The organism is Paenibacillus tyrphae, assembly GCF_027925525.1.
Lineage (GTDB): Bacteria > Bacillota > Bacilli > Paenibacillales > NBRC-103111 > Paenibacillus_G > Paenibacillus_G tyrfis_B.
Window position 1 is genome coordinate 112,225 of sequence record NZ_BSDJ01000011.1, and the last position, 11,759, is coordinate 123,983.

At 51.8% G+C, this 11,759-nt stretch carries 11 protein-coding genes; 8 read left to right on the plus strand and 3 right to left on the minus strand.

The features are described from left to right. Positions 1-2: 2 nt before the first annotated feature. Complete coding sequence (ylqF, locus tag QMG93_RS15305) at positions 3-890, plus strand: ribosome biogenesis GTPase YlqF (protein WP_281937854.1); 888 nt, start codon at positions 3-5, stop codon at positions 888-890. Positions 891-1,005: 115 nt separating this feature from the next. Here ylqF and QMG93_RS15310 read toward each other — a convergent pair whose 3' ends face one another. The 3 genes from QMG93_RS15310 to QMG93_RS15320 are packed head-to-tail and all read right to left on the minus strand — an operon-like array spanning position 1,006 to position 3,865. Next, the gene (locus QMG93_RS15310; RefSeq protein WP_281937856.1) at positions 1,006-1,749 is read right to left on the minus strand and encodes an MOSC domain-containing protein; all 744 of its coding nucleotides are present in this window, start codon (positions 1,747-1,749) and stop codon (positions 1,006-1,008) included. Continuing rightward, positions 1,746-2,987, minus strand: a complete 1,242-nt coding sequence (nagA, locus tag QMG93_RS15315; RefSeq protein ID WP_281937859.1) for an N-acetylglucosamine-6-phosphate deacetylase — start codon at positions 2,985-2,987, stop codon at positions 1,746-1,748. The genes QMG93_RS15310 and nagA overlap by 4 nt, the downstream gene beginning before the upstream one ends. Before the next feature lie 26 nt (positions 2,988-3,013). Beyond that, on the minus strand, positions 3,014-3,865 hold the full coding sequence (locus tag QMG93_RS15320) for a MurR/RpiR family transcriptional regulator (protein ID WP_281937861.1): 852 nt from the start codon (positions 3,863-3,865) through the stop codon (positions 3,014-3,016). Positions 3,866-3,987: 122 nt separating this feature from the next. Here QMG93_RS15320 and QMG93_RS15325 point away from each other — a divergent pair, with 122 nt between their 5' ends. The 7 genes from QMG93_RS15325 (at position 3,988) to QMG93_RS15355 (ending at position 11,734) form a co-directional block, all read left to right on the plus strand. Continuing rightward, positions 3,988-5,907, plus strand: coding sequence for a beta-N-acetylhexosaminidase (locus QMG93_RS15325; protein ID WP_281937862.1), 1,920 nt, complete (start codon positions 3,988-3,990; stop codon positions 5,905-5,907). Positions 5,908-6,277: 370 nt separating this feature from the next. Beyond that, entirely contained in the window at positions 6,278-7,681 is a 1,404-nt protein-coding gene (locus QMG93_RS15330; RefSeq protein WP_281937863.1) for an MATE family efflux transporter, read from the plus strand. A 36-nt stretch (positions 7,682-7,717) separates the two neighbouring features. Further along, positions 7,718-8,203 (plus strand): GNAT family N-acetyltransferase, encoded by a 486-nt coding sequence (locus QMG93_RS15335; protein WP_281937865.1) that lies wholly within the window; start codon positions 7,718-7,720, stop codon positions 8,201-8,203. Between the two features lie 21 nt (positions 8,204-8,224). Next, complete coding sequence (locus QMG93_RS15340) at positions 8,225-9,556, plus strand: FAD/NAD(P)-binding protein (protein ID WP_281937867.1); 1,332 nt, start codon at positions 8,225-8,227, stop codon at positions 9,554-9,556. An 86-nt stretch (positions 9,557-9,642) separates the two neighbouring features. Beyond that, on the plus strand, positions 9,643-10,290 hold the full coding sequence (locus QMG93_RS15345; protein ID WP_281937869.1) for a polysaccharide deacetylase family protein: 648 nt from the start codon (positions 9,643-9,645) through the stop codon (positions 10,288-10,290). A gap of 254 nt (positions 10,291-10,544) precedes the next feature. Further along, entirely contained in the window at positions 10,545-11,033 is a 489-nt protein-coding gene (locus QMG93_RS15350) for a hypothetical protein (RefSeq protein WP_281937871.1), read from the plus strand. A gap of 32 nt (positions 11,034-11,065) precedes the next feature. Continuing rightward, positions 11,066-11,734, plus strand: coding sequence for a ribonuclease HII (locus QMG93_RS15355; RefSeq protein WP_281937872.1), 669 nt, complete (start codon positions 11,066-11,068; stop codon positions 11,732-11,734). Positions 11,735-11,759: the final 25 nt, after the last annotated feature.

The following is an 11,759-nucleotide window of genomic DNA, read 5'->3' on the forward strand; positions in this document are numbered from 1 at the left end:
AGATGACGATCCAATGGTTTCCGGGTCACATGACACGGGCAAGGCGGCAAATCCAAGAGAAGCTGAAGCTCATTGATATGGCGATCGAGCTTTTGGATGCGCGGGTACCGTTATCCAGCCGAAACCCGATGATCGATGAAATTTTGCAAAATAAACCGCGTTTGGTCCTGCTGAACAAGCACGATTTGGCGGACCCGGAGGTTACCCGGCGTTGGATTGAGTTTTTCGCGGAACAAGGGTTGAAAGCGATCCCGATCGATTCCGTAGGTGGCAATCCGGTGAAAGAAATTATGCAGCGCAGCAAGGAACTGCTGTCAGAAAAAATTCAGGCGCAGCTGCGCAAAGGAATGAATCCGAGAGCGATCCGCGCGCTGATTGTTGGAATTCCGAATGTCGGAAAGTCGACCTTGATCAACCGGATGGCCGGACGTAAAATTGCCGCAACCGGAGACAAGCCGGGGGTAACCAAAGGTCAGCAGTGGATTAAGGTTGGCACGGAGATGGAGCTGCTCGATACTCCAGGGATTTTGTGGCCGAAGTTCGAAGATCAGTCGGTTGGTCTGCGTTTGGCAGCGACCGGAGCGATCAAGGAAGAGATTTTGCAGGTGGAGGAAATTGCTCTGTTCGCCATGCGTTACTTGACGGAGCATTACGCACAATCGGTCAAAGAACGTTTCGGCGTAGACGAGATTCCGCAAGACCCGGCAGACACCGATGCCATTGTGGCTTTGATGGAAGCCGTAGGCCGCAAGCGCGGCGCCCTGATGAGCGGGGGACGGGTGGATCTGGAGAAGGCCTCACTCGCCATTCTGCGCGAGCTGAGAGCGGGCAAGCTGGGACGCGTAAGTCTTGAAGCGCCTGACGATGCTGCACAACCTGACAATGAATGAGTAACCCTAAACGCCGCGACGCGCGCTGTGATAGGCACCGCGCGCATCGGGAACGTTATAAAATTTACCGTGTAGAGCGAATTCGTAAAGGAATCGCTCTTTTTCAATTGAAAATTCAGTCGAGCAAATAAACGGGATCGCTGGCGGTAACGGTTCCGGTCCGAATGACTCGGGCATATACCCCAAAGCAAGCATCCAGATGCTTGGAGATATGCTTGAGAAAGGTCGGGTTGACGGTGTTGTGATCCGGATCTACGTTTACCATACTGCAGCGATGGCATTTTTTGTATATCTCCAGTTTTGTATCCCCGATTTGGACGGTTTTCCCGATCCAATCAAATTCCTCAAAGGGCTGCGGTTCGTCGTAACGAATGACGAAGTTGGGCCTGAACCTGCGTAGGTCGGTTTCCATCCCAATGATTTTTTCCAGCTCGGCCAAAGAAACATCCGTAGTAATCAAGATGCTTGCTTCATCCACCCCCAGCAGGTCGTCATGCTCAGGCGAATACTTCCGGGGAGAAATTTCCCGCGGAGAAACGACGGCCCGAATTTCTTCAAAAAGCTCCTCATCCCATTGAAATATCCGGCCGTCGGGGGCCGTTACCTGGATTGGCGGAAATTCGTTGTCAGATCTGTCCGCGACGTATTTGCTGGAGTAAGCGAGCAGCTTCGGAACAAATTTGGCGTTCAGCTTCTTGTTGGACCGGGAAGCATCGGTTGAACGCGTATGATCGATAAAAGCGTACCCTCTGTCTCCGTATAATCCGTATCGCTCAATATCGACCGCGGTCAGGCGTTCCCCTTGAAAAGACTTAACGGGATAACGGTAAATGGACTGAATGACACCAATGGATTTCAAAGCAAGCCCCTCCTTGAAATGTAGGCAAAATCATGGGTTTCGGGATCATACCAATCCCCGCCAAGCATGACACGCTTCACTTGCAGACCCTCCGGCTCCAGCACAACAAGATCCGCATCGTATCCGGCTTTTAAAAGCCCCTTGTTGTTCAGTTTTACGATTCCCGCCGGAATCGAGGTTGCATGCTTCACTGCCTCCGGCAGCGATTTGCCGTTCTTCTGTACGAGATTTCGTACCGATTGCACCAAAGGAATGGTGCTTCCGGCAATCGTGCCGTCGGCAAAGCGGGCAGCTCCTTGCTTGACGTGCACCTCGAGTCCGGCCAAATGGTAGAAGCCGTCCGTCATTCCCGCGGCGCGCATGGAATCCGTAATTAAGCAAACGCGGTGCTGCTTCAGTCTTAAAATCAATTCCACTGCCGCCGGATGCAGATGATACCCGTCTACATTGATTTCGGTGCTCAGCTCGTCGTGCAGAAGCACTGCCCCCACAACCCCCGGTTCGCGATGATGAAACGGACGCATGGCATTGCAGCAGTGGACGGCGTGGGAGATTCCCCAGCCAATGGCAGTCCGCACCTGATCGTAGGTAGCGTCGGAATGCCCGCAGGCGGCGATGATATTTTGCTCTAGCGCATAGGCAATGGCTTCTTCGGCTCCTTCCAGTTCGGGGGCGAGCGTCAGCATACGAATGAATCCGGGAAAACGGGCAGTCCATTCGCGAAGCCAGCCGGTCTGCGGATTGCAGATCCATTGCGGATGCTGGGCGCCCGGCCATTTGGGACTGAGGAAGGGCCCTTCAAGATGGACCCCTTGGATCACTTGGCCTATGCGTTCCGTTTGCTGCACGGAAAAAGCGGCGGCGAGCGCGCGATCAATGTCAGGCTTCGAGGCCGTCAAGGTGGTGGCGAGAATCGAGGTGGTGCCATGGGCGAGATAGTAGCGGAGCATCCGAATCAGGCTGTCGGCGCTGCCGTCCATGACATCCGCACCAGCGCCCCCGTGAAGATGAATGTCGATCAAGCCGGGGGTCAGGTATGCGTTGCCGAAATCAAGCACCTGTGCGTCTGTAGAATCAAGCTGAGACATAACTTCTACAGGTGCTTCTTCTTCGGGAAAAACGCTTGCGATCCTACCCTGATCGACGGTGACATAACCGCTAAAAGGCTCTCTGCCGCTCCCGTCAAGGATCGTCCCTTTGAGCACCAGCCAGCCGGCGCACCGTTCGCGCTCCGTCATGTGCAACGCCTCCATTTGCTCTTGGTTTAGTCCTTCCTTTTTTGGCGCACCATGGTGTAGGTTTCTTCCAGCTGCATAACGGCGTCGGTAAAGTTACGGCTGATCATGGACATGTATAAAATATCGATCACATGGGTTTGCGCCAGGCGCGAACCGATATCGCCCCGTTTCATCCCCGCTTCGGTCGCCGTGACCCACAGCCCGATATCCGCCATCTGATGAAGCGGATTGTTGCCGACCTGCGTGATGCTGATCACCGTGGCCCCGTGCTCCTTGGCCATCGCAGCCACTTCGAGCGTTTCCTTTGTTTTGCCGGAATAGGAGATAGCGACCAGCACATCCCCCGGCTGAAGCATAACGCCGGAAAGCAGCATGACTTGAGGATCACTGTAAACAAAGCTCCATCGGTTCAGACGAATCCATTTGAAAGAGGCGTCCATCGCGACGAAAGAAGAGCTGCCTACTCCGAAAAAAGCTGTTTTCGATGCGTTAAGCAGCGCAGTAACGGCCCGGTCCACCTGTTCGGGGGATAGAACCATCGCTGTATCCTCGATGCATTGTTTCGCCCAGCAGGTAAGCTGCTGGATCACTTGGGCGGAATCCATGCCGGGACGAATATCGTCAAATTGATCGTCTGTCTTCGGAAGGGCGGCCGCGGCGGAAAGCAGTGCAAACTTTAATTCGCGGTATCCGCTGAAGCCGGCGCGCTGGGCAAGCCGGGCGACCGTCGCTACGCTCGTTTCAGTGTCCTCGGCGAGCTTTTGCACGGAAATTTGGCTAATTTGCTGTTGATGCTTAAGAATATACTCGGCTACCCGTTTTTCAGCCGGATGCAGCGTATCGAGCATGCTTTGCAGCAATACACCGGCATTGTTCATGACCTTCACCTGCTTGTGATTTATTCGTTGACGTAATATAATTCCCCACAATATAATAATAAACGTAATAATGTTACATATCAATATTTTTTTGGTTCCATACCAGTTTGGAGGGATAAGCGATGAGAATAAAGTTTGAAGGGCAAACGGAGGAGTTGTCTGCCGGGATCGGGCTGTTGGCGGAGGAATTGCGGTTTACGCTGTCGGATGACGGAATTCCGGTACGTGTGGAGCGGACGCCGAATGTGCTGGAGGTTCGTCTGGATCAAGGGCAAGGAACGATCCGCTATGGAAAAAAGCATGAATTTTTTCGCGCTTTAGGATTGTTTATTCAGCATTACGGCGTGAAAGAATCGTTCCATATCGAGGAGCATCCGCAGTTCGATGCGATCGGGCCGCAGTTCGACTTGTCCCGTAATGCGGTATTGACGGTAGACAGTTTTAAACAATGGATCCGCAAGCTCGCGCTGATGGGGCTCAATTCGATGGTTCTTTACATGGAAGACGTGTATGAGCTGGAAGGCGAGCCTTATTTCGGCTACATGCGGGGGAGATATTCGTTCGCCGAGTTGAAAGCGATTGACGACTACGCCGACATCTTTGGTATCGAAGCTTATCCCAGCATCCAGACTTACGCGCATTTGGAGGAGTTTTTGAAATGGGAGGAGGCGGCGCACTACCGGGACACGAGAGGCGTACTGCTGTCCGAATACGAACCGACGTACGAGCTGATTGAGAAAATGCTTGCAGCCGCAACGGCTCCGTTTCGCAGTAAAAAGGTGAATATTGGCATGGACGAAGCAGAGGAGCTGGGAAGGGGGAAATATCTGGACCGTTTCGGTTACAAGGACCGGTTCGACGTGATGATCCGGCACTTGTCCAAGGTGCGCGAAATTGCGCACAAGCTCGACTTGGAGCCGTGCATGTACGGAGATATGTTCTTGAAGATGGCCTCCAAGGCCCATGGCGATCATTACGTGTTCGTGAAAAACGTGGAGCTTCCCAAGGAAATGATAAGCGTGATTCCGAGCGACGTACGGTTAGTTTATTGGGACTTTTTCCATACGGAAGAAAAGGACTATTCGTATCTGATTGATCTTCATCGTCAATTGGGCCGGGGTCAAAATCCGATTTTCCTTGGCGGCATCTGGACGTGGAATTGCTTCGGCACGAACTACGGTCTTTCTTTGAGAACGTCCGACGCAGCCTTGAAAGCCTGCAAAAAAGAGGGCGTGATGCAGGTGCATGCGGCCATGTGGGGCGACGATGGCATGGAAAATAACCACTTCAATGCGCTGCTCGGCATTCAGCTGTATGCGGAACATGCTTATGCGGAGGAAGTGAGTACGGAGCAGGTGCATCAAAGAGTGAAGTTTTGTACAGGCATTGATGCGGAGGCGTTCCTCAACCTGAAATATTTGGATGAAACGCCGGGGAGCATGCCGGACAATACGGAGCAGAGCAATCCGTCCAAGTTTTTGCTGTGGCAGGATGTGCTATTGGGGTTGTTCGACAAGCAGATCGAGGGATTAGAGCTGTCGGAGCATTATGCGCAGTTGGAACAAGCGATTCATGAGCAGCGCAATCCCGAGGCGGATCTTGATTATTTGTTCGAGGTGCCGGAACTATTGTGCAGGGTGCTGGCGTTAAAAAGTCAATTGGGCATCGAACTGAAGCAGGCTTACGACAACGGTGAACTGGAAAAGCTTAGAGATGCGGCCCTGAATGTGCTTCCCGAGCTTTCCAGGCGCGTCAACGCGCTGCGGATCGCCCATCGGAACCAATGGCATGCGATGTATAAGCCTTTTGGCTGGGAAGTGCTCGATATCCGGTATGGCGGCGTTCTGACGAGGCTGGAGAGCGCAGGGTCGCGACTGCTGGATTATGCGGAGGGCAGAGTCGATAAACTTGAGGAATTGGAACAGGAGCGGTTGGTATTCGGCCAGCGCAATCGTTTTAACAATAAAGGCGCGGGCTGGAGCAGCTACTATTTTCGAATTGCTTCGCCGAATGTATTTTTCCATGTACTGCCGATTTTTTGACCGAAAGAAGCCCGTTTTTCTTTTCAAGAGTCTGCCTCTGCGTGATGGCGCAAGAGGCTTTTCTAATTTTCAATCCTCGATGAACAACGGTTCTCTTCGTAAAAATTATACAATTTAAATGCATAAAAACCTATTGATCCAATGGGAAAAATCTGATAATATCCATTTAATAAATGGCGCTTGCTATTTATTGGATTAGAAGAAAAAGTTTCCCTGATGGAGGTTAGGGGAAACCGGAGATGGAGAATAAACCATAAAAGGAGTGAGTGCTTAGCGGGAATACGAGAACTAGTGACGGCGATAAAGTTTCGCCGATCTCTACAAAACAGTCGGCGAAAGGATGAACAGACATACGATAGGGAGAACTGGAATGAAAACAAAAAAGCTTTTTGGCTTTGAAAGAGCATTTTTCGTCAGTTTTATTGCGACGGCGATTCCTGTCATTATTCAGGTGCTTATGTTGTCGTCGCGGAATTTGTCGGATGTCCTTATGGTCGGAACGCTGGGACAAACCGAAGTAGCTGCGGTCGGTATTGTCAGCAAAGCGATGATGATTTCGATTGTGCTGCTCGTCGGCCTCAGCAGCGGTTGCGGCGTTCTGGCCGCCCAATATTGGGGAGCGAACGATCTTTCCGGCGTCAAAGGAGTTCTGGGACTTAGTTTCGGAATGGCGTTTGTGCTTGTCGTGCTACCGGTTCTGCTCTTTTTTACCGCCAATCCGGCGGTCATTATGGGGCTGGCCGCTTCCGATAGCCATCTTGCCAATATCGCATCGAAGTTTTTGGGCGTCATTTCGTTAAGCGTCATTTTTTTAGCGATTGTCAATGTGTTTGGCGTCGGTCTTCGAGCTATCGGACAAGCTTCCACAGCGATGTACTTCAGCATCGGAGGCGTCACCTTGAATGTACTGCTCAACTACCTGCTTATTTTTGGAAAAGCCGGGTTTCCCCAGCTCGGCATCATGGGGGCTGCCTATGCTACGCTGATCAGCAGTGTGGCGGAGGCTTTGCTGCTCACCGCAATGATTTACTTCACAAAACACCCCCTGGCGTTCGTTCCGAACGATTTCATCCGTTATATCAGTAAAGATCGCTTAGTACAGTTTGTCCGAATATCCGTGCTGGCTACCGTTAACGGCTTCATCTGGTCTACAGGTATCTTCTTGTATCATGTCATTTACGGAAAGATCGGGACCGAAGCGTTAGCTATTATGTCGATGATGGCGACCGTCGATTCGTTCAGTGCCGCTTTTGAACAAGGATGCGCAACGGCGACAGCCGTGCTTCTGGGGCATACTCTTGGACAACAGCGCTTTAATGCGGTAATTGAGCAGGCCAAGGGGATGATCATTATCAGTCTTTTGCTGTCGTTGGCGCTTGGTTCGCTGCTGTTGTTGTTTTACCGCCCGATTATCGGGTTGTACGGGGCGATCGACGATTCGTTAATCGATACGGCGTTCCAAGTGTATCTGATCATGGCGCTCACGTTTTGGCTGAAAACGATCAATGCCGTTGGGATCAGCGGGGTGCTGCGCAGCGGAGGAGATTTGCAGGCGGGATTGGTGATTGATTTTACCGGACAATGGCTGATCGGCATTCCGCTTGCTTTAGTGGGCGCATTCGTCTTGAAGTGGAGCTTGCCGCAAATTTTTATTCTGGTCATTATGGAAGATCTTGTGAAGGCGTGCATGACGCTTTACCGCATCCGGCAAGGCAAATGGGTTCGGAACCTTGTTACGGTTGAGACGCGCGAGCAGACGTATTCGGCGATGTAATATTGAAAATGATTTTGAGGTGAAGCGATCGTGGAAATGATGGACAGATTAGTGAAGCTTTATGAGCTGCCTTCGTTGGAGGATTATAATAACGCACTGCGCGAGAAGGGCATCCTGGTGCGTCGTCCGAGAGCTTATGAAAAAAATCAGGTGCTGGAATGGGTGCAAACCAATTTCAGCAAAGGCTGGATGAGCGAATGCGACGTCACGTTCTCCAATTCTCCGGTCAGCAGCTTTATCGCCACCCGGGACGGCGAAATTATCGGGTTTGCTTGCTACGAAGCAACATACCGGAATTTTTTCGGTCCGATTGGGGTGGGCGAAGCTTATCGGGGCGGACAGGTAGGCAAAGCGCTGCTGCTGCATTGCTTGCATGCCATGGCGGATATGGGCTACGCCTATGCCGTTATCGGCGGCCCCAAGGAGGCGGCTCCGTTCTATGCGCGGGTCGTAGGCGCTATCGATATCGAAGGGTCGAATCCGGGAATTTATATCGACAGATTGCGTGGCAAAGATAGTTAGAAAAGGAGCGGGAGAGAAGCGATGATAAACCTTAATCATGCCGATTTGGTTGTCGCTGGCGGAGGCTTGTCGGGAAGCCGTGTGGTCATTCAGATATTAAACCGATTGCTTGAAGCAGGCAAGGAAGCGGGAGAAAAGCCGGTCGAAATCTTGATTATTGACCGTTTCGGCGAATTCGGGCGCGGGATTCCTTACGGGAAACAAAGCCCGTCAGGTTTTTTGCTGATTGAACCGGCTGACCAATCGACGCCGAAAGAGTTTCGGGATTGGCTGTCGCTGCATTATAAGGAACTGGTCCACGAAGGCGTGCACCATGAAGATCGATTGCTGCAGGCTTGGATATTTCGCTATAAAGAGCAGCTCGAAAGCGGACAGGTAGACGAGCTTTATGTGCCCCGGAAGCTGTTCGGCTTCTACGTCGAGCGCTTGCTTAGCCAAACGGTGCAGCTGGCGGAAGAACGGAATTTGGCCAAGGTCGGGCTCATGACAGGAGAGGTAACGGATGTTGAGCCGGAGGATTCCGGCTTTACGATCCGGCTGGCTGACGACTCAAGCTTTCATAGCCGGGCGTTCGTGCTGGCCACGGGGTGCATTCCGCGCAGCAACAGCTTCGGCTTGAGCGTGGACGAGGGGTACATCCACGACTTGTATGAGGATGCCTATGCCGGTCTGGAACAGGCGGTTGCGAAGCGCGCCAAAGCGTTCGACCGGAAGCTGGACATCTTGGTCGCAGGCTCGAACGCTTCTGCGATTGAGGCGATTTATTTTCTGTCGAACCGTGCGGAGCTGCTCTCTGCCGTGCGCAGCATCAATGTCGTTTCCTCGAGCGGATATTTGCCGGGCGGCGTATTCGAAGGGGAAGAGAACGAAGCTCTGACATTAGGCGGCCAGCGTCCGTCGGCACGCGAGTATATCGAGATCGCTGCCCGCTTTGTTGCGGAAGGGTTGGTCACCGCCACGCAGGCAAAAATTGAACAAATCGACAGCCGAGCGGACCGGCGGTTGTATATTGAAGCGGACGGTCTTGAAGGGAAAATCGAACTGACGGCAGATATCGTGGTGAACTGCACCGGAGCGGGACGTGTGAACCGGACGGATTCCCCGTTGATTCATAATTTGCGTGCGCGCGAAAATCATTTTAAATCGAACGCTTCCTTGCGGGGATTCCAATTGCGGCCGAATTCTTACGAGCTTGAGGGAGTAGATAACGGCTTTGTCATCGGCCCTTTATTGAACCAGGATGCTCTTGAAACCCACGTTGAAAGTATACTGGCCGTGTACCGGGTCGCGGAGGAATTAGGCAACATCTTATACAAACGATTATCCGAGTCGGCGATGGCATCTAAACGTTAGCGACGATCCGACCCGAGGACCTTGTGCTTTCGGAGAGGAATCGAACGCCTCTCCTTGCTATTTTCCTCTTGGAAGGGAGAGTTCCGATGATCATCTATCAATTGCCTTCACGGGAACGACAGCTCGCGCTCACGTTCGATGACGGTCCGAATCCGGTCTATACTCCGCAAATTCTGGATTTATTTAAGAAGCACCAAGCTTATGCCACTTTTTTTGTCATCGGTTCCTATTCCAAGCAATACCCGGATCTTCTTCGCCGGATTGTCGAAGAAGGGCATGAAATAGGAAACCATACGTACAGCCACCCTGCTTTGCCTGCATGCGAAAGGCAGGATGTTTATAACGAGCTGGAAACGACGAACGGAATTATTCAAGAAATTACAGGAATAGTACCCTCTTTGTTTCGCCCTCCTTATGGCGAATTCAATAAGCATACCGTCGAGGCGGCCGATCGGCTCGGGCTCCATACGGTTATTTGGCCGGATCATCAAAACACGAAGGACTGGAGTCTCCCGGGTGCAGATACGATTGTGGAGCGGGTGCTGGAAACACTGCAAAAAGGCGATATTATTTTATTTCACGACGGCAGCGGAGACGATCCGGACGAGGACCGCAGCCAGACGGTACAAGCGATCGAGATGCTGCTTCCGCATTTAACTGGAAATAACTACAAATTGGTAACGGTGTCCCAGATGATGCGCAATTATAATGAAGCGATGATTTTGCACGTCTAGGAGTTTTTATAACAATCAACGGATATTTATACAAAAATATGTATTTTTATTGTTATTCTGTTCTCTTTTCATGCAGCATAGCATAGTTCATGGACTTGATTATGGTTCTCCGTAATCGGGTCCTTTTTGTTTTTTGGGGGCAGTCATAGTCGTAGTGGACAGACCCTTGAAAATTTTTGGTTGGGGACAAGAAACAAAACGGTTGGGTGCGACGTCCTGTATTTATAGATAGAGCTGCTGAAAGGCGTGAGAAAATGAACGGAATGAACGAGTGGAAAATACGGATGCGGATGGCCGTTGCCGCCGCTTTATTCGGCATCGGATTGCTCAGTGCTTGCAATCACGAGGCGGGAAAAGATTTGGCCGTCGGAAAACGGACTTGGGGCCAGCCTTATCATATTCGGGCGGAGGATATTGCGAGCCTGATCGTTACCGATTCGTCGGGCAATACAGGTTCGATCGTTTCTCGGGATACGATCGGACAGTTTCTCGAAGCGATACAGGAAGCGACTGCGGAAACGGCCAAGCTGGGCAGTCGTCCCCCCGATATGTCGATTGCCCTGAGCTTGAAGGATGGCAGAGAGCATCCGCTGTATTTTTGGCTTGCTCATAATAACGACCGTTTGTTCGTGGATCTGGGTCGTTCCACAGAGTACTATACGTTGACGGCAGAAGGGAAAAGAATGATTTTACATTTATTGGACGAGACGAGAAAAAGCTTGAATGCGCGGTTTTATGCGTAAGGGGATAGGCAGCTCCCGAATCCTGCGGTATAATGGAACATCATGGCGAATCGCCAAGGTCGAATTTTGACGCAGGAAATGCGGGTGAGGAAATGCTGGAATACGAACAAGAGCTCTGGGGTCGGGGAAGGACGCTAGTGGCCGGAGTTGACGAGGTCGGACGTGGCTGCTTATTCGGCGATGTGGTGGCTGCGGCGGTTATTTTGCCAAAAGGTCTGGTGCTCGAAGGCGTCGACGATTCGAAGAAGTTAAGCGAGAAGAAGCGGGAAGCGTTATATGATGTGATCCGGCAGGAGGCGCTGTCTATCGGCATCGGGGTCGCGGACGTCGAAACGATCGAACGGATCAATATTAAGCAAGCGGCACGGCTCGCGATGAAACGCGCGGTCGAACAGCTGGACCCCGTTCCCGATTCGCTGCTTGTCGATGCCGAGAAGGTCGATGCTGACGTGGAGCAGCTTGCCGTTATACACGGCGATGCCTTAAGCCAGTCGATCGCAGCCGCTTCCATTATAGCGAAGGTGACACGGGACCGCATGTGCCTGCAATGGGATATGAAATTTCCGGAGTACGGCATTGCGATACATAAAGGATATGCGACAAAAGTGCATCGGGAGCGTCTGGCGGAATATGGTCCGTCGGCGATGCATCGCAAAACGTTTCTAAGAAACATCGTTTACGAACAGCAGGTGCTGTTCTAGTCGATGCAAGTCTGCGCTGAAAAAA